The sequence below is a fragment of the Microbacterium tenebrionis genome (assembly GCF_903645325.1).
Taxonomy (GTDB): domain Bacteria; phylum Actinomycetota; class Actinomycetes; order Actinomycetales; family Microbacteriaceae; genus Microbacterium; species Microbacterium tenebrionis.
In genome coordinates this window covers 89,280-110,456 of the sequence record NZ_CAHJXQ010000001.1, presented here as the reverse complement: position 1 = coordinate 110,456, position 21,177 = coordinate 89,280, and the positions used below count along the sequence as shown (strand labels likewise).

The window sequence follows — 21,177 nt, the reverse complement described above, 5'->3', positions numbered from 1 at the left end:
ACATCGTGCGTCAGATGATGTCGGCGCTCCAGTCGTCCGGATTGCCGAAGCGATGCGCGGTGATGGCGATGGCCTGCTCGTGCACGAACGGCAGCAGTTCGATCCGGCCGGCCGACGTGACCTCGCCGTCGTACACCGCGAGATCGGGATCGCCGCCCGTGGCGGTCGTGAGCGCGCGATGCAGAGCCGCCACGGCATCGCGCGGGCCCACCAGGCGCACGCGGGACGCCCGCGGCGGAGCATCCCCCTCGAGGATCTCGTTCTCGGGCTCGGCTGCCATCCTCGCGATCCATTCGTCGTCGCTCTCGACCGCGACGGCGACGCGCAGCTCCGACAACGTGCGGCGCACCTCGGCGGGCAGCCCGACCGGAGTGGAGAGGAAGAACTTCGACCCGGTGCGGATGCCGGCGACGACCACGCGCAGCAGCTCGTGCCATCCGGCACCTCCGACCGCCCGGATCATGACCGGCAGCGGCCGGTAGCGGAACAGGTTCCGCTCCACGCCCAGCCCGGAGACATCGCGCACCCGGCCGAATTCGCGATCCCAGGCCAGGGCGTCGGACAGCGCCGCGCGCCGCAACCACTCGAAGCTCTCGAAGTCCAGGGAGGGCTGGGCCGCCTCGATGAGATCCGTGATCCGCGAGTCGAGTCCTCGCAGGTGCAGCGTGCTGGATGTCGCGCCCCGGCTGCTCGCCCGCCAGGTGCCGAGCCCGATCAGGTAGTTCGGCCCTCCCGCCTTCGCACCCGGTCCGACCGACGAGCGCTTCCAGCCGCCGAAGGGCTGACGCTGAACGATGGCGCCGGTGATACCCCGGTTGACGTACAGGTTTCCGGCCTGCACGCGGTCGAGCCAGGTTGCGAGGTCCTGCGGGTCCTGCGTGTGCAGGCCGGCGGTCAGCCCGTAGTCGACGGCGTTCTGGATTTCGACGGCCCGCTCCAGGCTCGAAGCGTGCATGATCCCGAGCACAGGGCCGAAGAACTCCTTGAGATGGAAGCGCGATCCGGGCTGCACGCCGACGCGCACGCCAGGTCGCCACAGCCGTCCGGTCTCATCGCCGACGACAGGCTCCGGCTCGACGAGCCACTGCTCGTCTCCTTCGAGCTCGGTGAGGGCCCAGGCGAGCTTGCCCTGCGGCTTCTCGATCACCGGGCCCACCTCGCTCAGGGCATCCGCCGGCCAGCCGACGTGCAGCGAACGGACGGCATCCACCAGCTGCCGCGCGAAGCGCTTGGATCGCCCGACCGGGCCGACGAGGATCGCCAGCGATGCGGCCGAGCACTTCTGCCCGGCATGGCCGAAGGCGCTCTTGACGAGATCGGCAACGGCGAGATCCAGATCGGCGGACGGCGTGATGACGATCGCGTTCTTGCCGCTGGTCTCGGCGAGCAGCGGGAGGTCCGGACGCCACGACCGGAACAGGGCCGCGGTGTCCCATGACCCGGTGAGGATGACGCGATCGACGGCCTCGTGCGAGATCAGCTGCTGCCCGAGATCGCCCTCTGCGATGTCGACGAGAGCGAGCACGTCGCGCGGGATGCCGGCTTCCCACAGAGCCTCGGCGATCACCGCCGCGCACCGCCGCGCCTGCGGTGCCGGCTTGAACACGACGCCGGATCCTGCGGCGAGCGCCGCGAGCACACAGCCGGCGGGGATCGCCAACGGGAAGTTCCACGGCGGGGTGACCACCGTGAGGCGTGCCGGCTCGAACGCGGCGCCGGACACGGCATCCAGTTCGCGCGCCTTCGCGGCGTAGTAGCGCGCGAAGTCGACGGCCTCGCTCACCTCGATGTCGGCCTCGGCGAGCACCTTGCCCGTCTCGGATGCCGCGACCTCGATGAGTTCGGCGCGACGCGACTCGAGGGCAGCGGCAGCGCGCAGCAGCGTCTCGGCGCGCTCGGCAGCCGGCCTGGCGCCCCACGCGGGCGCGGCGGCGGTCACCTTCTGGATGACCTCGTCGAGCAGCCCCTCGTCATCGACGAGCGCGGCGCGCAGCGTGACGTCGCCTGCCGTCGATGCCTCGACGTTCGCCCGGATGCCGCGTGCCCACTCCCGGTTGGCCGACAGGGCGGGATCGCTGTCGGGGGTGTTTTGGAAGCCCGGCGCACCGGCGGACCCCACCTCGATCTCGCGCGGCGCGTAGACGGCGGTCTCGACGAACGCGTCGCCGCTCGAACTCGTACCCGAGCCGCGGGCGATGCCGAGCACGGCCTTGGTCAGGTCGCCGTCGTCGACGGTCGTCGGAGCCGACGGACGCAACGACTCGTGGACGGGCGTCTGCCGGTTCTGCGTGCGGAACGGCGCCGTGCGGAGCGTCGGGTCGTCGGCGCGATCCAGCGCTCGCAGGAACCGGTCGCGCTCGCGCGCGAACAGGCTCTCGTCGTCGTGCAGGTGGAACGCGGCCGAGAGGAAGTTGTCGTTCTCGGCGTTCTCCTCCAGCCGGCGCACGAGATAGCTGATGGCGACGTCGAACTCCGCGGGCTTCACGACCGGAACGTAGAGCAGCACATGTCCGACCTCGCGCGAGACGGCCTGCACCTGGCCCTGGGCCATGCCCAGCAGCATCTCGAACTCGATGCGCCCGCGCACCCCGCGCTCCCCCGCGAGCAACCAGGCGTACGCGATGCCGAACAGGTTGTGTCCGGCGATGCCCAGCCGCACGGCCTCGACGTTCTCCGGACGCAGGGCTTCATCGAGAACCCGGATGTAGTTGGCGTCGCTGTCGAGCTTGGTGTCGTAGGTGGCCAGCGGCCATCCGTGCATCGTGGCATCCACGCGTTCCATCGGCAGATTCGCGCCCTTGACGAGGCGGACCTTGATGGCTGCTCCGCCGTGCGCGATGCGATCCCTGGACCATGCTGCGAGCTCGCGATAGGCGCCGAGAGCATCGGGCAGGTACGCCTGCAGCACGATGCCGGCCTCGAGCAGCTGCAGCCGCGGGTCCTCGAGGATGCGCGTGAACACCGCGATCGTCAGGTCGAGGTCGTGGTACTCCTCCATGTCGAGGTTGATGAATGTCGCGGTCTTCGCCGCGGTGATGTAGAGCGGGGTGAGCCGTTCGACGACGCGGTCGACGATCTCGTCGAAGGCCCACATCGAGACGTGGCTGATGACGGACGAGACCTTGACCGAGACGTAGTCCACGTCGTCGCGACGGACGAGCTCGTGGATGCCGTCGAGCCGGCGCTTCGCCTCCTCTTCCCCGAGCACGGCCTCGCCGAGCAGGTTGAGGTTCAGGCGGGCGCCGCTCTCGCGCAGCTTCTCGATCGCCGCGCCGAGTTTGGCCGGCCGCGCATCGACGACGAGGTGCCCGACCATCTCGCGGAGCACCCGGCGGGCGATGGGCACGACCGGCGAGGGCAGCGCCGGTGCCACCGCCCCGCCCACACGCACCGCGCCGCGCAGGTACCACGGCAGGAACTCGGGGACGATCGCGATCGATCAGGCTGCGCCCCGCGGCGGCCGACAGGCTCTCCGGTCGCATCACGCCGTGGACGAACCCGAGGGTGAACGGGAGCCCGTTGTCGTCCTGCAGGACGGCGGCGAGCCGGCCCGCCGCCGGATCGACCTCGGCCTCGGATGCTTCGAAGATCCACCGCTGCGCGAGCTCGACGGCGCGGTCGGCGAGAGACGCCGTGTGATCGGGCGACACTGACATGTGATCAGCCTAGGTCGCGGGCAGTCAGCGGGGCGGCGACACTCTATGCTGTTGCCGTGACGGAGCTCACCGGCTCGCCACCGTCGAAGATCGACGTCGCGATGATGCCGCTGCGCACCTCCAGAGCGCGCAGCGAATAGGCCCGGACGTCCTCGCTGAGCAGCCCCTGTGCCCAGTACACCGCGAAGAACGGCAGAATGCCGGCGAGCAGAGCGGTCAGGAACGTGCGGCGCCGTTCTGCCACGGGCTCGGGCAGCGGCGCGACCTCCTGCAGATTGCGCAGTCCGTCTCGCAGCACGAGGAACATCGCCACGAGGCTCACGAGGCGGGCGAGGATCGCGATCGGCAGCACGAGGAAGCCGAGGGTCGCCGATGAGGCCCCGATGAAACCGGCGACCTGGATGATGACATAGTGCACCAGGATGCCGGCGAGGTACCACGCCATGAGCGCAGGCCAGTGCCGCCACAGCACGCGCCCCGCAGTCGTCAGTATCGGCAGCACACGCTCAGGATACGGCCAACGGCAACCACATGAAGATGAGGAACAGCATCATCAGTCCGATGAGCACGACGAGCCCCGACAGGACGAGCCCGGCGACGCCGAATCCCTTGCCGCGCTGACCGCGCAGCGCCAGGATGCCGAGCACGACGCCGCCGACGCCGAGGATGAGGCCTGCGAAGGGCACCCAGCCGAGGACGAACGCGGCGATCCCGACGATGAGCGCGGCGATCGCCATGCCGCCGGGTCCGTTGCTCGCGGTGATCGGTGCGGGCGGGTACGGCGATGGCCCGGTGTAGCCGGGGTACTGCTCGTGCATGCTGCCGGGCGCGCCTGCCATGTTCGCCGGGCCGGTGACACCCGGATAGGCGACGGGGGCGATGGGGTCGGGGTAGTCGGGTGTTCCGTACTTCTCGGGGTCGGAGTTCATGCGCTCGTCAGACATCCTGTGCTCCCTCATCGCCTGCCTGTGCGCTCGACACTAATAGGTCGGCGGCCGGGTCACCAGGTTCCGGGGCTCACTTCCACACGCTGGGGGCCTCGGCCCTCGTCGGCGGGAGCGCTGTGGCGTCGGCCCAGTCGTGGATCCACGGCTCGATCTCGGGGACGCCCTCCGGGCGGCCGACCGCCGCGAACAGCTCTTCGTGCGACAGGGTGCCGCCGCTCCGCTTGAGCATGCGGCTGCGGATGATCGCCCGCGCGTAGACCTCGCCGTCGACGACCGCCCGGTGCTCCAGGTAGATGGCTTTGTCGTCGTGACCGATCATGCGGGACTCGACGTCGAACCGCTGCCAGAGCTCGAGCGACTTGCGGAACGTGATCGTCTCGGACGAGACGACCGCGTACCAGTCGTTGCGCTTCATCACGTCCAGCATCCCGGTGCGCACGAGCAGATCCCAGCGGCCGAGGTCGAAGAGCGACAGGTAGCGGCCGTTGTTCATGTGCCGGAGGATGTCGATGTCGGTGGGCAGCGTCGTCACGCGGATGCGGCCGATCTCCGCCGGAGCGAGGCGTCCCTCACGTCGGACTCGGCGGCGCGCTCGCCACATCACCAGAAGGGTTCGCCAGATCACGTTCACGATGTCTGATGGTAGCCACAGGCGCACGATGCACTGAGACGTTTGTGGAGTTCCCACAGTCGCGTCGGCCGATTCCCCGTTCACCCGCTCTCGATTTCCCGTTAGCAGAGGGCGCGCGTAGAGTCGCGGCATGAGCGCCGAAGCCCAGCCTGAAGTCATTGTCCGTCCGGTCCGTGATGTGGATGCGGAGGCCCTGGGGCGCGTGCACGCCAAGTGCTGGCACGAGACCTACGACCACCTGATCAGCAAGGCTGCGCTCGAGCGCGTCTCCCCTCGCCGCATGGCCGAGCTCTGGACGCACTGGGCCTCGCAGGGTGACGACTTCACGATGCGCGCCGCACTCGTCGACGGCGAGATCGTCGGATTCGTCGGCTCGGGTCCTGCCCGCGACAAGGATGCTCCCGCGTTCCGCGAGCTGTACTTCATCTACCTGCTCGACGAGTGGCACTCCACCGGTCTCGGCCAGAAGCTGTTCGATGCTGCTGTCGAGCAGGACCAGCCGCTGTACCTGTGGGTCGCCGAGGACAACCCGCGCGCCCACCGCTTCTATGAGCGCAACGGGTTCCACCTCGACGGCGCGACGCACACCGAGCCTTTCCTCGGCGAGACGCTGACCGAAGTCCGCTTCGTCCGCCCCTGACGCCTCGACAGACCCCGTCTTCGCGACGAGACCCCGTCCTGCTGACGTCGGCAGGGCGGGGTCTCGTCGATAACGCGGGGTCTGTGCGCGGTCAGCGACTGCTGACGTTGCCGAAGAGTTTCGCGATGGGGGCGAGCACGAGAGGTCTGGCGGCGACCCAGGCTGCGGCGATGACGACGAGGGATGCCACGAAGAACCAGAACCCGGTCCAGTTGTCGGCGTAGGCGTTCGGGTCTGTCGAGCCCTGCGCGGCGTACATGTGGTTGAGGTTCCGCAGCGCTCCGGTGGCGAACACGAGGAATACGTGGATCGCGATGAACACGACGAAGTAGAGCATGACCGGGAAGTGCACGGCGCGCGCCCACTCGATCGGGTAGGCCTTGCTGAGCTTCTCGGCGTTCTTGGGCCACATGCCGCTCATCCGGAACCCGGTGACGGCGGCGAGGGGCGCCGCGATGAAGATCGTCGTGCCGTAGGCGAGCTGCTGCAGGGAGTTGTAGTTGACCCAGCCGTTCTCGGTGGGCCAGTCCAGCGACACGTACTGCAGTGCGGCGGAGATCGCGTTGGGGATGACCTCCCAGCTGGTGGGGATCACCCGCATCCACTGCCCGGACACGAACAGCAGGATCACGAACACGATGCCGTTGACGAGCCAGAGGATGTCGAGGGCCTGGTGGAACCAGATCGTCAGGCTGACCTTGCCCTTGGGGTTGTTCTTAGGCGTCCAGAACGCGGTGGGCCGCTTCTCGTTTCGGATGCGCAGACCCGACCGGATGATCAGCACCATGAGGAACACGTTGAGGAAGTGCTGCCAGCCCAGCCAGCCGGGGAACCCGACCGGGGCTCCCTCGGGCAGGTGGTACTCGCCGGGGAACGTCGCCACGAAGTCCTGCAGGGCGCCGAAGCTCAGCAGCCAGCGGACGAGCAGCACGGCCATCGCCGCGGCGCCCAGGAGCGCGGCCCCGCCGACGATGACGGCGCCCGCCCACTGGGCCCTGGTGAACGGTCCGACGCGCTCGGGCTCCGGCTTCGGCGCCGGGCGCTCGAACGCGGTCGCGCCGGGGAACACGGTCTGCTGGAACGGCAACGGGGTGCTCACGTCGACCGTCGAGACAGCGGTGGATGCCGGGATGTCGGATGCCTCGATGAGGTCAGAGTCGATCCCTGAGCCTTTCGAGTCGATCCCTGAGCCTTTCGAGTCGATCCCTGAGCCTGTCGAAGGGTCGACGGTCTTGACTGCGACAGTTGCAGCGGTCCCTTCCGGCGGCCACGGCTCCCCACCGGGCGTGCGCGGCAGACCACGGCGCAGGGATTCGCCAGATGCTGCGGGGGCGGAAGCGATTTCGGCTCGCTCCACTCGCGGGGCGACACGCGCAGGACTCTCCTCGGGAACGGAGTCGATCCCTGAGCCTGTCGAAGGGTCGACGGTTGCAGCGGCACCAGCCGGAGGCCACGGCCCTCCGCCGGGAGTGCGCGGAAGCCCCCGCCGCAGAGTCACGTCTCCGGCGGGCTGAGCCTGCGGGTCGTTGAGCGGAGCAGCCGCAGGCTGCGCAGACGACCCTTCGACGGACTCAGGGACCGGCTGAGCGACCGTCAGGGAATCGAAGCCTTCTCCCGCCGAAGGAGCCTCAGCCGGAACATCCGCGGCATCCGCCACCGGGGCATCCCCGGCCGGGGGCCAGGGGTCGCCCCCTGCGACGCGCGGCAGACCGCGCCGGAGCATCCGCGTCGCCATGGTTACTTCTTCCGCGCTTCGAGCGCCTCGACGACCTGCGGAACGATGGTGAACAGGTCGCCGACGATGCCGAAGTCGGCGATGTCGAAGATCGGGGCCTCACCGTCTTTGTTGATCGCGACGATCGTCTTCGCGGTCTGCATTCCGGCACGGTGCTGGATCGCACCCGAGATGCCGACCGCGACATACAGTTGCGGCGACACCGAGACACCGGTCTGACCGACCTGGTGCGCGTAGGGGATGTACCCGGCGTCCACGGCTGCGCGCGATGCGCCGATCGCGGCGCCGAGTGCGTCGGCGAGCTGCTCGACGAGCACGAACTGCTCCTTCGAGCCCAGCCCGCGGCCGCCCGAGACGACCTTCGCCGCTCCGCGCAGCTCGGGACGAGAGGACTCGACCTCGACGACTTCGACCGCACCGGCCTTCGCCGCAACGGCACCGGATGCGGCCACCTCGAGCGCCTCGACAGTCGGCGACGCGACAGCTTCCGCACGGTGGTCGACCGCCCCCTGACGGATCGTGATGACAGGCGCGCCGAACGTCGGCGCGGAATCCGTGAGATACGCCCCGCCGTACACGGAGTGGTGCGCGACGATGCCCTCGTCGTCACGCGAGACGCCGATCGCGTCGACCGAGACGGCGAGCTTCTCGCGCACGGCGAGGCGGCCGGCGACATCACGGCCGGTGATCGAGTTCGAGATCAGCACGGCGTCGGGCTGCACCTGCTTGTAAGCGGCCTGAACCGCGTCGACCAGCGGGACCGTGAGCGCCTCAGCGTCCACGGATGCCGTCAGCACGACGGATGCACCGGCGGCAGCCGCGGCATCCACCGCCGCCTGCGAACCACCGGGAACGAGCGCGACCGGTGAACCGATCTGGGACGCGGCGCCGATCAGCGCCGCCGTCGATGACGCGGCATCGCCTGCGGGGGTCACGTCGACGAGGACGAGAATCGAATCTGCGGGGTACGACATGCTCACACCAGCCTGTTCTGCACGAGGAACTCCACCAGCTGTGCGCCGGCATCGCCCTCATCGGTGATCTTCACGCCCGCCGCGCGCGGGGGCTTCTCGGACACGGTCGTCATGATCGTGCGGGGCGCTGCGGCCGGGTCGGCCGAGACGCCCAGATCGGCGAGCGACAGCACCTCCAGCGGCTTCTTCTTGGCCGCCATGATGCCCTTGAAGTTCGGGAAACGCGCATCCGGCAGAGCCTCGGTGATCGAGATGACCGCCGGGAACGGCACCGAAACCGACTGGTTGCCGTCGTTCGCGGCGCGCGTTCCGGAAACGCCGTCGGAGGTTATCTCGACCGCGTTCAGCGCCGTCGCCTGCGCGAAACCGAGATGTTCGGCGAGCATCGCCGGGATCATGCCGCCCGAGCCATCCGTCGACAGGTTGCCCGTGATGACGAGGTCGGGCTCGGCACGGCGGATCGCAGCAGCCAGAACCTCGGCGGTGAGTCCGAGGTCGGCGCCGGTGAGCTCCGCATCCACGACATGCACCGCCGACGCCGCACCGATCGCGAGCGCACGACGGATGGATGCCGTCGACGACTCCGGAGCCATCGCGAGCGCCACGACCTCGGTGCCATCGTTCTTGTCGGCGTAGCTCAACGCGACCTCGAGCGCACGCTCGGTGATCTCATCCAGGACGACATCCCCGGCCGCACGATCGGCCAATCCGGTCTCCAGATTCAGCTTGCGGTCACCATAGGTGTCGGGCACCTCTTTGACCAGGACGAAGATCTTCATCGAATGCTCCTCACGACTGAGTCGAGTCTAACCGCGGAAGGGTGTGGAATCGAGTGTCATAAACCATGATACTCAGATTCAGAAGAGGTTCTCAGTGGAGGCTGTGCGCACCCGATACCGTAGACCCATGGCCCGTCCCCGTCCGCTACCGATCGATCCGCTCGCCGAGGCGAAGCGGCAGTGGCTCGCGCACGGGTGGACGGATGCCGCCGACGGCATGACCGCCGTCATCTCGGTGATGCGGGCGCAGCAGCTGCTGCTGGCGCGGGTGGATGCCGCGCTCAAGCCGTTCCGCCTGTCGTTCGCCAGGTACGAGGTGCTGCGGCTGCTGGCATTCAGCCGCGCCGGGCGCCTTCCGCTGTCGAGCGTCGTCGCGCGCCTCCAGGTGCATGCGACGACCGTCACGAGCACAGCGGAGCGTCTGGTGCGCGACGAGCTCGTCGTGCGCGAGCCGCATCCGCACGACGGCCGCGCTGCGATGCTCGCGCTGACCGAGGCCGGACGGGATCTCGTCGAGCGGGCGACCGCGGCGCTGAACAGCCAGGTCTTCGCCAATCCGGGGCTGAGCGACGAGGACACCGCCGACCTCACGGCCATCGTCGCCCGTCTCCGCCGGGACGCGGGCGACTTCACGGATCCGCGACCGCAGCCCGATCCCCTCTGACCCCCGCTGCGCACTGTCCGTCCAGCGTGAGTTCGCGGGCCGGTACCCCGACCCCGCCGTTTCGCGAGTGAGTCCGCGCCCAGATGGCCGGCGATTCGCACGAACGGCTGGAGAAGCATCCCCCGATCGCCAGCCATGCGTCCAACGGCCAGCCGTTTGCGCGTGCAGCGCCTGGCCACGGCATGCCCGCGGCACGCGCGCGCGTAGGGCACGCGCCGGCGACCCTAGCTGTTCGTGAAGTTCGGCGCCCGCTTCTCGCGGAAGGCGGACATGCCCTCCTTCTGATCCACGGTGTCGAAGAGCTCCGCGAACGCCTGCTTCTCGTGCGCGAGCCCCTCGGTGAGGGTCGTCTCCATCGCGGCATCCAGCGCCGCCTTCGCCGCATAGAGCGACGGCAGGCTCTTCGACGCGATCGTGTCGGCGAGCGCGGTCGCCTCGTCGAGAAGATCGGATGCCGGCACCACCCGTGACACGAGACCGGCGCGCTCGGCCTCCTCGGCCCCCATGAGCCGGCCGGAAAGCACAAGCTCAGCGGCCTTGTAATAGCCGACGGCGCGGATCAGGCGCTGCGTGCCGCCCATGCCGGGGATGACACCGAGGTTGATCTCGGGCTGGCCGAACTTCGCGGTGTCGGCGGCGAGGATGATGTCGCACATCATTGCCAGCTCGCATCCGCCGCCGAGCGCGAACCCGCTGACAGCCGCGATCACGGGAGTGCGCACTGCGGCGAAGTCGCGCCAGATTCCGAAGTGGTCGGTGGAGAGCATGTCGGATGCCGTCATCCCCTCCATCTCTTTGATGTCGGCACCGGCAGCGAAAGCCTTCTCCGAACCGGTCACGACGATCGCCCCGATGCCCTCGTCGGCGTCGAAGGAGGTCGCGGCGGCGGTGACCTCCTCGGCGAGCTGCGAGTTCAGGGCGTTCAGCGCCTGCGGGCGGTTCAGCGTGATCCAGCCCACGCGTCCGCGCTGCTCAACCAGGATCGTCTCGTACTCGGTCATCGGATTCCTCTCCATCGGGGTCGTGTTCAGTCTGCCGGATGCCGATCAGACCCGCCCGTCACGGATGCCGGTGATGATGCCGGAGAAGTCGCGGCCCGCCCCATCGCCCGAGGCGAACGCGGCGTACAGCTCCTGTGCCAGGCGCCCCATCTTCGCGTCGGTGCCGGTCTGCTCGATCGCCTTGAGCGCGAGACCGAGATCCTTCGCCATGAGCGCCCCGGCGAACCCGGGCTGGTAGTCGCGATTGGCCGGACTCGTCGGCACCGGCCCCGGCACGGGGCAGTTCGTCGACAGCGCCCAGCACTGTCCGGAGGCGTTCGCGGCGACGTCGTACAGTGCATCGTGCGAGAGTCCCAGCCGCTCCCCGAGCACGAACGCCTCCCCCACCACGATCTGCGACACCGCGAGGATCATGTTGTTGCACACCTTCGCCGCCTGACCGAGCCCCGGTCCGCCGCAGTGCACGATGCGCTTGCCCATCGCCTCGAGCAGCGGCTTGGCCGCCTCGAAGTCCGCGTCGGATGCGCCGACCATAAACGCGAGCGTCCCGTTCTCCGCCCCGACCACGCCACCCGACACAGGCGCGTCGATGTTGCGGTGCCCGGCCTCCACAGCAAGGGAATGCGCCGTGCGCGCCTCATCGACGGCGATCGTCGACGATTCGATGAACAGCGTGCCCGGCGCCGCTGCGTCCAGCAGCCCGCCCCGGTACGCCTCGAGCACGTGCCTGCCCGCCGGGAACATCGTGACGACGACCTCAGCGCCGGAGGCGGCATCCGGCCCAGACGGAGCGACGACCAGACCGGCGTCGGCAGCCGCGGCGCGCGCAGCATCCATCACGTCGAAGGCGACGACCTCATGACCCGCCGTGACCAGATTCCGGGCCATCGGCAGGCCCATGTGGCCGAGCCCCAGGAAGGCGATGCGGGTCATGATGCGCTCCTCACCGGCTCGCTCACGGCGCTGCGCATCGACGCGGAGCCCGCAGGGCGAAGCATCTCACGGCCCACGATGAGCCGCATGATCTCGTTCGTGCCCTCCAGGATCTGGTGCACGCGCAGGTCGCGGACGACCTTCTCGATCCCGTAGTCCTGAAGGTAGCCGTACCCGCCGTGCAGCTGGAGGGCACGATTGGCGACGTCGAATCCGGCATCCGTCGCGAAGCGCTTGGCCATGGCGCAGCGCATCGCGGCATCCGGCGCCTTCTCGTCCACGGCCTGCGCGCCGTCCCTCACCATCAGGCGCGCGGCCTGCAGTTCGGTGCGCATGTCGGCGACGGCGAACAGGATCGACTGCTTCTCGGCGAGCGGCTCGCCGAACGCGACCCGTTCGTGCACGTACTGCACGGCGCGGTCGAGCGCCCACTGCGCGCCGCCGAGCGAGCAGGCGGCGATGTTGAGGCGCCCGCCGTTGAGAGCCGACATCGCGATCGCGAATCCGGTTCCCTCGTCGCCGAGCATCGCGGATGCCGCAACACGGACGCCGTCGAAGATCACCTGACGGGTGGGCTGGGCGTGCCAGCCCATCTTCTTCTCCAGCGCGCCGAAGCTCAGGCCCTCGGCGTCGCCGGGAACGAGGAACGCGCTGATGCCGCGGGCACCGCTGCCGGCGTCGCCGGTGCGCGCCATGACGACGTAGACCGCCGCCTCTCCCGCGCCCGAGATGAACTGCTTCACCCCGGTGAGCACGAACTCGTCGCCCTCGCGGACGGCGCTCGTCGCGATCGCCGCGGCATCCGATCCGGCGCCGGGCTCGGTCAGGCAGTAGCTGCCGAACCCGTCCATGGCGGTGAGCTCGGGCAGCCAGCGGCTCTGCTGGGCGTCGTCGCCGTAGGTGTCGATCATCCAGGCGACCATGTTGTGGATGGAGATGTACGACGCGACGGCGGGGTCGCCTTTCGCGAGCTCCTCGAAGATCGCGACGGTGTCGACCCGGGAGAGCCCGGTGCCGCCGTTCTCCTCGCGGACGTAGATGCCGCCCAGGCCCAGTTCGCCGCCGCGGTGCAGCGACTTCCGCGGGAAGAGGTGCTTCTCGTCGCGCTCGCTCGAGAACGGGGAGAGTTCGGTCTCGGCGTATTCGCGCACGGCGCCGAGGATGGCCTCGCGCTCCTCGGCGGTCGTGGTGGTGATCATCGTCATGGTGCGTCCTTGTGGGCTCAGTGCATGGTCGGGATGACGAAGCTGGCGCCGTCACGGGTGTCGTGAGACAGCCAGCGGCTCGTCACGGTCTTGGTCTTCGTGTAGAAGCGGAAGGCGTCGGCGCCGTGCTGGTTGAGGTCGCCGAACCCGGACTTCTTCCAGCCGCCGAACGTGAAGTAGGCGATCGGCACGGGGATCGGCACGTTGACGCCGACCATTCCGACGTTCACGCGAGCGGTGAAGTCGCGGGCAGCATCGCCGTCGCGCGTGAAGATCGCGACGCCGTTGCCGAATTCGTGGTCGGATGCCATCGCGAGCGCCTCTTCGTAGTCGTTCGCCCTGGCGATCACGAGCACGGGTCCGAAGATCTCCTCGCGGTAGATCGACATGTCTGTGGTGACGTGGTCGAACAGGGTCGGGCCGAGATAGAAGCCCTCCTCGTGGCCTTCGACGCAGAAGCCTCGGCCGTCGGCGAGGAGCGTGGCGCCGGCATCCACGCCCTGCTGGATGTAGTCCTCGACGCGCTCGACCGCAGCGCGGCTGACCAGCGGCCCGTAGTCGACGCCCTCAGCGAGCGAAGGGCCGATCTTGAGCTGCGCGACCCGCTCGGTGAGCTTCGCGGCGAGCGCGTCCGCGGTCTCTGTGCCCACGGGAACCGCGACGGAGATCGCCATGCAGCGCTCGCCCGCCGAGCCGTAGCCGGAGCCGATGAGAGCGTCGACCGCCTGGTCGAGGTCGGCATCGGGCATCACGATCATGTGGTTCTTGGCGCCGCCGAAGCACTGCGCGCGCTTGCCGTGCGCGGCGGCGGTCTCGTAGATGTACTGCGCGATGGGGGTGGATCCGACGAAGCCGACGGCCTTGACGCGGTCGTCGGTGAGCAGGGTGTCGACGGCCTCCTTGTCGCCGTGGACGACGTTGAGGATGCCTTCGGGCAGTCCCGCCTCGAGGAACAGCTCGGCCAGGCGCACCGGCACCGATGGGTCGCGCTCACTGGGCTTGAGGATGAAGGCGTTGCCGGCGGCGAGCGCGGGCCCTGCCTTCCACAGCGGGATCATGGCCGGGAAGTTGAACGGGGTGATGCCGGCGACGACGCCAAGCGGCTGCCGCAGCGAATAGACATCGATCCCGGTTCCGACGCCCGTCGAGTACTCGCCCTTGAGCAGATGCGGCGCGCCTGCGGCGAACTCGATGACCTCGAGCCCGCGCTGGATGTCGCCCTTGGCGTCGTCGAAGGTCTTGCCGTGCTCGCTGGAGAGAAGCTTGGCCAGTTCGTCCATGTCACGGTTCACGAGATCGACGAAGCGCATGAGGACCCGAGCGCGCTTCTGCGCGTTGGTGGCGGCCCATTCCGGCTGCGCCGCCTCGGCGTTCCCGATCACACGGCGCACCTCGTCGGAGGATGCCAGCGGCACTCGCGCCTGGACGGCTCCCGTGCTCGGGTCGAACACGTCGCCGAAGCGGCCGCTCTCGGGTGCTGTCAGCGATCCGCCTATGAGATGCGGGATCGTACGAGTCATTGTGCACTGTCCCTTCACGCCGCCGTTGGCGTGATGAACAGATTACTCTGCCACCCGGATAATTACGAGGATGCCCTTGTATATCGGAGATCTGGGTTGGTCACCCGGTGCGCACCAGGCGGCGGTGCGCACCGGGTCGTTTCAGTGGGCGACGAACACGCCGCGACGGCGGGTGGCGTACAGGACTCCTCCCGCCACGAGCACCAGCACGGCGCCGAGCGCCCAGCCCCACGGCGCCTGGGCCCCCGTGGTGGCGAGCTCGCCCGCGCGGACGACCGTGATCGAGCCTTCGAGCGGCGTCAGCGATCCCGATTCGATCACGAGCGTGTGCTCGCCGAGCGCGAAGTCGATGGGGATCACGACCTCGAAGCTCACGCGCCCTGACGCGTCGGCTGCGGGGATGCCGGAGATCTCCAGCGGGTCGCTGTGCAGCGTCGCCGTGATCTTCTGCCCGGGCTCGAGGCCGGTCACGGTCGCCGTGAAGGAGCCGCCCTGCTCGACCCGATCGGCCGACAGTGAGAGCGTGCCCCACGCGTCGGAGTCATCGCCGTCGCCGCTGCCGTCGCCATCACCGTTTCCGTCGCCATCACCGTCGCCATCGCCATCGCCCGGGCCGGTGGGCGGCGTCTTCTGGTCGTCGACCAGGACGGCCACGGAGCGCGCCGGCACCGACACAGTTCCCGTCGTCGATTCCCACGTCGTCGAGACCACGACCTCATCCACGCCGTCCGCCTGAGCGGGGGTCAGCTCGAACTCGCGACCGGCGAGACCGGCCACGGTCTCGGTGACCGCGTCGGGCGAGGCGTTGAAGACGACGAGTGCTCCGTCGAGTGCGGGATCGGCATCCGTGCCGACGAGATCGTCGATCTGCATCACGATCACGCCGGGGGTGGCGTCAGCGCCGCTGTTCGGGAAGGTGACCTTCTGCTCGATCAGGTCGGCCGAGCCCAGACGCAGCAGCGGCACCTCCTGACGCACCTTCAGCAGTTCGAGCGCCTGCGCCTCAGCCGAGCCGATGTCCGCCGCGCCGGGCTTGAGGTCGGCGTTCGACAGGAGCGGCTCCATGATCGACCACTTCTCCTGGTTGGCTGCCGCGGTCGGCAGTCCGGAGCCGAATGTCGACTCCTGGCCCGTCCAGTCGATGCGGTTGAACCAGTCGCCGGAGTTGTAGCTGTCGCGATCGAGCGACTTCGAACGCAGCAGCTCGGTTCCGGCGTGCCAGAACGACGGCGACTGCGAGAGCGCGACGGTCGCCAGCGACAGCGTGTTCATGCGCACCCGGTCCTCCATCGACGTGTCGACCGGCAGCTTGAGAACGGACAGGTCGTACAGCGTCTCGTTGTCGTGTGCGTCGACGTAGTTGATCACCTCGTCGGGCTCGTCGGCGTAGCCGGCCGGGGCACCGCGATAGTCGATGTCCTCTCCGGCCGTCACTTCGCCGTCGCTGGTGACGAACGAGAAGTCGCGCAGGTTGCCCGCGAGCCCGAGCTTCACGAGATCGGTCTGGTGCCCGAGATCGGCGAGAGCCTCCTCGGTCGTCCCGTTGATCGCGTTGCCGTTGGGGTCGGTGCCCAGCCCCGTGCCGAAGCCCTGCTGGAACGTCGACGCGCCGTCGACCGGGTTGCCGCCGTGCACGGCATCGCGCAGCCGGTCGTTGAACGTGCCGATCCCCGTACCGCCGAGCTGCCCCTGCGTGGCCTGCTCGAACAGAGCGTTGTCGGCGACCTCGCCGAAGTTCCAGCCCTCGCCGTACAGGTAGATCGCCCGGCCGTCGACACCGTCCTTCTTGAGCGTCAGCTCGTCGAGCGCATCGCGGATCGCCTGCATGTTGGCGGTCGAGTGGTGCCCCATCAGGTCGAAGCGGAACCCGTCGACCTTGTAGTCGCGCGCCCAGGTCACGATCGAGTCGACCATGAGCTTCTGCGCAGCCAGGTGCTCGGTGGCTACGTTCTGGCAGCACGTCGACGTCTCGACCGAACCGGCGGCGTTCAGCCGGTGGTAGTACCCGGGCACTACCTGATCGAGCACCGAGCGCTCGCCCTGGCCCGACTCCGCCGTGTGATTGAAGACCTGGTCGAGCACGACCTGCAGGCCCATGCCGTGCAGCGCACCGACCATCGAACGGAACTCGCTCACGCGTGCACCGCCGTCGGCGTCGACCGCGTACGAGCCCTCGGGGGTCGAGAAATGGTACGGGTCGTAGCCCCAGTTGAAGCCGTCCTCGTCTGCGACGGCCTGGATGCACGCCTGCTGCGCGTCGTCAGCAGGACCGTAGGACGCCAGATCGCAGTCCGGCACGGCCTGCGCCTCGCGGTCCTCCTCGATCGTGGCGATGTCGAACGACGGCAGCAGGTGCACCGTGTTGATGCCGGCGTCGGCCAGCTCGCGCAGCTGCGCGGTGCCGGCGCTATCGCGCGTGAACGCGAGGTACGTGCCGCGCTCGGTCTCGGGCACGCTGTCGTCGCCGATCGAGAAGTCACGGATGTGCAGCTCGTAGATCGCTCGATCGACCGGACGCTCGACGACGGGTGCCGTGGTCGTCCGCCACTGCTTCGGCTGCCACTCCTCGTCTGCCAGATCGACGGCGACCGAGCGCTCCGAGTTGAGCGTCAGTGCCACCGAGTAGGGGTCGGTGACCACGTTCGTCTCGATCGCACCGGTGGAGGGAGCGTAGACGCGGACCTCCCAGGCGTACTCGTCGCCCGCGAGCCCCGCAGCGCCCGCGACCTCCCACACGCCGGTCGCGTCGTCGCGCTCGGCTTCGTGACGCACCGGCTCGTCGTCGGAGCCGGCATCCCACGTGAGTAGCGTCGTCTGCTGCGCGGTCGGAGCCCAGACGCGGAACGCGGGCGCCTTGCCGGAGAAGTCGACTCCGAGCTCGGCCGCGTCGAGCGCATCCGCGTAGAGATCGTCGAGTACGCCGGCGATCTGAACGCCCGTGAAGGCCGTCAGCGCGCCCGACGTGTCGCGCTGGGCGACGGCCAGCTGCGTGCGCAGCCGTTCCGCGGCATCCGCGTCGTCGACGCGGAGCGCGAGGTAGCCCTCGAGCGCGGGGAAGCGCTCGAGCTGCTCCGACGTGAGTCCGCCGTCCACGACCGAGAGGGCGATGGGACCGCCTCCCTCGACCTCGTCGTCGACGACCGCGACCGACGCGTCTTCGGACGAGTACATCTCGTACGATGCGCGGTCGATCGCACCGAGGGTCGCCGGCCACGCGATGGTGGCCTCGTCGATCCACTGCGCACGCAGCTGTCCTGCTCCCGGCAGCGGCGTGTCGTCGCTGGAGATCTCGAGGATATGCGTCTCGAGCGTGTACCGGAAGGTCGTGACCTTGCCCTCGGCGGCGCTGAACGAGATGTTCGCGCCGTCGCGGACGCCGTCGACGCCGTAGTTCTCGGCCCAGCTCAGGCCGTGCGCGACCTTGAGCTCGTACGCGCCCGTCGGGAGGTCGGAGGTGCTGAACTCGTAGACGCCGTCGTGGTCGCCGTCGGCCATGAGCGTGCCGAGGCAGTCGGGCATCCAGTCACCGGAGCAGCCCAGCTCGTCCTGGAGCGAGCCGGGGAGCGTCACGACGGGGCCCTCTGCGGTCGACTGCACGACGTTCGTGCGCGGGTCGAAGTAGAACGTGATCGGACCGCCGTCGTGGCTGATCGCGATGTTGGGGCCGTCGAGCACGCCGTTCGCGCCGTAGTTGACGGCCCAGCTGCCGTTCACGGCCGCCTTGTACTCGTAGTCGCCCGCGGGCAGGTCGAAGGTGCCGGCCCACACGCCGTCGGCGCGCAGCGTCAGCTTGGCCTTCTCGCACGCGGGATCCCAGTCGCCCGCGCAGCCCATCTCGGAGTTCAGGCTGCCCGCCACCGTGACCATGTCGATCGGCGACTCCGGCTCCTCGCCGACCTCGAGTGTGACCGCGTTGCCGACCGAGGCGAACGTCGATGCGGCGGCGTGGTCGCCGGCGGCATCGGTCGTGATCGCGCGGTACTCGACGAGCGTGCCCTTCGCGAGGCCGCGGACGTCGTGGAAGACCCGGGGCTCGGTGTCCTCCGCCGTGCCGAGCGCGTGCCACTCGTCGGAGCCGACGACGCGCCACGCGAAGCTCGTCTGCGCCCACTGGTCGGCGATGTCGGCCTGCACGGCGGACTGCCCCGAGATGCCGGCGCCCGCGGCCGGTGCGCTCACCGACAGGGCAGCCGCCTCTTCGGGAGCAGTGACGGTCGCGCCGGCCTTCCAGACCACCGCGGAGCGGGCCGGGACCGTGATGGAGGTCCCGGCGCCGGCATCCGTCGTGATCGGCGAACCGTCGCCGTAGACCACGGCGTACGACGCTCCCGCCGTGAGGGTCGTGAGGTCGACCGTCTGCGCGGTCGCGGCGTTGTTCACCGCGACGAGGTACTCGACCTTCTCGTCGGCGTCGACGCGCGAGAACGCGTACACGCCCGCGCCGGATGCCGCGTACCGCTCGATCTGGGCGCCGTCGCTGAGCGCAGGGGTCTCCGAGCGGAGCGCCGAGAGCTCGGCGATGTGACGATACAGCGCGGCATCCGTGTCGTAGCGATCGACTGAGCCGGCGTTCTCTCCGGTCACCAGCGGCTGGTTCGCGTACTCGGCCACCTGCGTCGCGAACAGCGTCTGGCGGGCGTCCTTGTCGCCGCCCGTGCCGGCGAAGCCCTGCTCGTCGCCGTAGTAGACGACCGGCTGGCCGCGGGTGAGGAACATCAGCTCGTGGGCGAGCTCGTCGCGCTCGAGAGGCGCGTCGGTGGATCGCAGGAACGAGCCCACGCGACCCATGTCGTGGTTGCCGAGGAAGGTCGGCAGCGCCGTCGCCGAGGAATCCGGCGTGGTGTAGCGGTCGTCTCCCGCGAAGAGCGTCTGCAGGCCCTTGGCCGAGTTGCCCGAGGCGTAGCTCACCGCCGACGACTGGAAGGTGAAGTCGAGCACGGAGTTCATGTCGGTGTCGCGCACGTAGGGGGCGAGCTTGACGGGATCGGCGTCGTACACCTCGCCGAACATGAAGAAGTCGTCCTTGCCCTGGCCGTGGGCGTAGTCGAGGACGGCGGTCGTCCACTTCTGCCAGAACTCGAAGTTCACGTGCTTGACCGTGTCGACGCGGAAGCCGTCGATGCCGAGGTCGATCCACTGGTCGTACACCTGCACGAAGCCGTTCACGACGGTCGGATGCTCGGTCATGAGGTCGTCGAGGCCGTCGAAGTCCCCGTAGGTGACCGACTCGCCCGACCATGTGGAGTTTCCGCGGTTGTGGTAGAGCGTGGGGTCGTTCAGCCAGGCGGGAACCTTGACGTCAGCCTCGGCTTCGGAGACGACCGGGGTGTACGGGAAGCTCGTCGCGCGGTCGAGGGCCGGGAAGCCGTCGGTGCCGGCGTACTCGGCCGGGTCGAACGCCTCGCCGTCGGCGTTCGTGTAGGGGCTCGTCGCCTGGTCGATGTAGCCGTACTCGCCCTCTTCGTAGTCGATGACGTCGGCGGTGTGGTTGGTGATGATGTCGAAGTAGACCTTGATGCCGCGGTCGTGCGCCTCGGCGATCAGCGCCTCGAGCTCCTCGTTCGTGCCGAGGTGCGGGTCGATGCGGGTGAAGTCGGTGATCCAGTAGCCGTGGTAGCCCGCTGAGGCGTTCGCGCCCTCGCCCTGCACGGGCTTGTTCGCGAAGCTCGGGGTGAGCCAGATCGCCGTCGTGCCCAGACCCTCGATGTAGTCGAGGTTGTCGCGCAGACCCGCGATGTCGCCGCCCTGGTAGAAGCCCTTGTCGGTCGGGTCGAACCCCGTCACGAGGCGGTCGCCCGTCAGCCCGCCGGTGTCGTTCGACGCGTCGCCGTTCGCGAAGCGGTCGGTCATGACGAAGTAGAACTGCTCCCCCGCGCCGCCCTGACGCACCGGGTCGGCGATCAGATCCTCGTCGTCGGCGGTGTAGGCGCCGCGCAGATCGACGACCTCCACGCCGACCCGCTTGAGGTTGTCGTCGAACGTGAAGCGCAGCGTCGCCGGCCCCGCGATCGTGAGCGGGATGTTGTCGGCGCCGCCGTCGAGGCCGTATGCCTCGTCCCACGCGTCGTTGATCGCGACCTTGTACTCGTAAGTGCCTGCGGGCACCTCGAACTCGGTGGAGTAGATGCCCTCGGCCCCGGTCGGGGCGAGCTCGCTCTCGGCGCAGTCGGGTGCCCAATCGGCGGTGCAGCCGAGCTCGGACTGCAGGCTGCCGACCAGCGCGACCGTGCGGTCGGCGGCGGATGCCGGCGCCGGGGCGAGGGCGACGGCGGCGAGCGCCGAGACGGCAAGAGCTGTCGCGGTCAGGAAAGCGGCAGGGCGTACGGCGGTCTGCTTCGACACTGGGGCTCCGTGGGGGATCGGCGGCAGGCACGACGATGTGCGTGGAAGCGAAAGTACCAGCACCCGACGCCGATGTGCAAGCGTTTTCAGAAAGAGGACTGAGTGCGCACGACCCAGGTGCTCCCCGCCGTTCAGGTGCGGTTCACCCGA

Annotated in this window: 15 protein-coding genes; 3 read left to right on the top strand and 12 right to left on the bottom strand. The window is 69.1% G+C overall.

All coding sequences use genetic code 11. The features are described 5' to 3' along the window. Positions 1-10 precede the first annotated feature (10 nt). Positions 11-3,373 carry a proline dehydrogenase family protein gene (locus HWX58_RS00530; RefSeq protein WP_438268231.1) on the bottom strand — a complete coding sequence of 1,121 codons (3,363 nt, stop codon included), beginning with the start codon at positions 3,371-3,373 and terminating at the stop codon, positions 11-13. Positions 3,374-3,488: 115 nt separating this feature from the next. Here HWX58_RS00530 and HWX58_RS15490 point away from each other — a divergent pair, with 115 nt between their 5' ends. After that, positions 3,489-3,653, top strand: coding sequence for a hypothetical protein (locus tag HWX58_RS15490; protein ID WP_438268230.1), 165 nt, complete (start codon positions 3,489-3,491; stop codon positions 3,651-3,653). A 46-nt stretch (positions 3,654-3,699) separates the two neighbouring features. Here the strand turns inward: HWX58_RS15490 and HWX58_RS00525 are convergent, their stop codons facing one another. The 3 genes from HWX58_RS00525 to HWX58_RS00515 form a co-directional block, all read right to left on the bottom strand. Further along, positions 3,700-4,158, bottom strand: a complete 459-nt coding sequence (locus tag HWX58_RS00525) for a hypothetical protein (protein WP_175985012.1) — start codon at positions 4,156-4,158, stop codon at positions 3,700-3,702. Positions 4,159-4,162: 4 nt separating this feature from the next. Further along, entirely contained in the window at positions 4,163-4,600 is a 438-nt protein-coding gene (locus HWX58_RS00520; RefSeq protein WP_175985011.1) for a DUF4190 domain-containing protein, read from the bottom strand. A gap of 73 nt (positions 4,601-4,673) precedes the next feature. Next, positions 4,674-5,234: an acyl-CoA thioesterase gene (locus HWX58_RS00515; protein ID WP_175985010.1), complete on the bottom strand. Its 561-nt coding sequence runs from the start codon at positions 5,232-5,234 to the stop codon at positions 4,674-4,676. Between the two features lie 130 nt (positions 5,235-5,364). On the opposite strand from HWX58_RS00515, the gene HWX58_RS00510 reads away from it, so the two are divergent. Beyond that, entirely contained in the window at positions 5,365-5,874 is a 510-nt protein-coding gene (locus HWX58_RS00510; protein ID WP_175985009.1) for a GNAT family N-acetyltransferase, read from the top strand. A gap of 91 nt (positions 5,875-5,965) precedes the next feature. Here the strand turns inward: HWX58_RS00510 and HWX58_RS00505 are convergent, their stop codons facing one another. The 3 genes from HWX58_RS00505 to HWX58_RS00495 are packed head-to-tail and all read right to left on the bottom strand — an operon-like array spanning position 5,966 to position 9,362. Then, positions 5,966-7,609, bottom strand: coding sequence for a cytochrome b/b6 domain-containing protein (locus HWX58_RS00505; RefSeq protein ID WP_175985008.1), 1,644 nt, complete (start codon positions 7,607-7,609; stop codon positions 5,966-5,968). 2 nt (positions 7,610-7,611) lie between these two features. Further along, positions 7,612-8,583 (bottom strand): electron transfer flavoprotein subunit alpha/FixB family protein, encoded by a 972-nt coding sequence (locus tag HWX58_RS00500; RefSeq protein WP_175985007.1) that lies wholly within the window; start codon positions 8,581-8,583, stop codon positions 7,612-7,614. Positions 8,584-8,585: 2 nt separating this feature from the next. Further along, positions 8,586-9,362 (bottom strand): electron transfer flavoprotein subunit beta/FixA family protein, encoded by a 777-nt coding sequence (locus HWX58_RS00495; protein ID WP_175985006.1) that lies wholly within the window; start codon positions 9,360-9,362, stop codon positions 8,586-8,588. Positions 9,363-9,489: 127 nt separating this feature from the next. On the opposite strand from HWX58_RS00495, the gene HWX58_RS00490 reads away from it, so the two are divergent. Continuing rightward, the gene (locus HWX58_RS00490; protein WP_175985005.1) at positions 9,490-10,026 is read left to right on the top strand and encodes a MarR family winged helix-turn-helix transcriptional regulator; all 537 of its coding nucleotides are present in this window, start codon (positions 9,490-9,492) and stop codon (positions 10,024-10,026) included. A gap of 224 nt (positions 10,027-10,250) precedes the next feature. Here HWX58_RS00490 and HWX58_RS00485 read toward each other — a convergent pair whose 3' ends face one another. The 5 genes from HWX58_RS00485 to pulA form a co-directional block, all read right to left on the bottom strand. Beyond that, a complete protein-coding gene (locus tag HWX58_RS00485; protein WP_175985004.1) occupies positions 10,251-11,027 on the bottom strand; it encodes an enoyl-CoA hydratase in 777 nt (258 codons plus the stop codon). A 45-nt stretch (positions 11,028-11,072) separates the two neighbouring features. Continuing rightward, the gene (mmsB, locus tag HWX58_RS00480) at positions 11,073-11,960 is read right to left on the bottom strand and encodes a 3-hydroxyisobutyrate dehydrogenase (protein ID WP_175985003.1); all 888 of its coding nucleotides are present in this window, start codon (positions 11,958-11,960) and stop codon (positions 11,073-11,075) included. Continuing rightward, the gene (locus HWX58_RS00475; protein ID WP_175985002.1) at positions 11,957-13,165 is read right to left on the bottom strand and encodes an acyl-CoA dehydrogenase family protein; all 1,209 of its coding nucleotides are present in this window, start codon (positions 13,163-13,165) and stop codon (positions 11,957-11,959) included. Before HWX58_RS00475 ends, mmsB begins: the two co-directional genes overlap by 4 nt. A gap of 17 nt (positions 13,166-13,182) precedes the next feature. Next, positions 13,183-14,685 carry a CoA-acylating methylmalonate-semialdehyde dehydrogenase gene (locus HWX58_RS00470; protein ID WP_175985001.1) on the bottom strand — a complete coding sequence of 501 codons (1,503 nt, stop codon included), beginning with the start codon at positions 14,683-14,685 and terminating at the stop codon, positions 13,183-13,185. A 141-nt stretch (positions 14,686-14,826) separates the two neighbouring features. Next, the gene (pulA, locus tag HWX58_RS00465; RefSeq protein ID WP_175985000.1) at positions 14,827-21,027 is read right to left on the bottom strand and encodes a pullulanase-type alpha-1,6-glucosidase; all 6,201 of its coding nucleotides are present in this window, start codon (positions 21,025-21,027) and stop codon (positions 14,827-14,829) included. Between the last annotated feature and the right edge of the window lie 150 nt (positions 21,028-21,177).

Coding starts and splice junctions, on each gene's coding strand:
- HWX58_RS00505 (WP_175985008.1), bottom strand. CDS start 7,609: ATGGCGACGCGGATGCTCCGGCGCGGTCTGCCGCGCGTCGCAGGGGGC.
- HWX58_RS00485 (WP_175985004.1), bottom strand. CDS start 11,027: ATGACCGAGTACGAGACGATCCTGGTTGAGCAGCGCGGACGCGTGGGC.
- HWX58_RS00500 (WP_175985007.1), bottom strand. CDS start 8,583: ATGTCGTACCCCGCAGATTCGATTCTCGTCCTCGTCGACGTGACCCCC.
- HWX58_RS00510 (WP_175985009.1), top strand. CDS start 5,365: ATGAGCGCCGAAGCCCAGCCTGAAGTCATTGTCCGTCCGGTCCGTGAT.
- HWX58_RS00495 (WP_175985006.1), bottom strand. CDS start 9,362: ATGAAGATCTTCGTCCTGGTCAAAGAGGTGCCCGACACCTATGGTGAC.
- mmsB (WP_175985003.1), bottom strand. CDS start 11,960: ATGACCCGCATCGCCTTCCTGGGGCTCGGCCACATGGGCCTGCCGATG.
- HWX58_RS00520 (WP_175985011.1), bottom strand. CDS start 4,600: ATGTCTGACGAGCGCATGAACTCCGACCCCGAGAAGTACGGAACACCC.
- HWX58_RS00475 (WP_175985002.1), bottom strand. CDS start 13,165: ATGACGATGATCACCACCACGACCGCCGAGGAGCGCGAGGCCATCCTC.
- HWX58_RS00490 (WP_175985005.1), top strand. CDS start 9,490: ATGGCCCGTCCCCGTCCGCTACCGATCGATCCGCTCGCCGAGGCGAAG.
- HWX58_RS00470 (WP_175985001.1), bottom strand. CDS start 14,685: ATGACTCGTACGATCCCGCATCTCATAGGCGGATCGCTGACAGCACCC.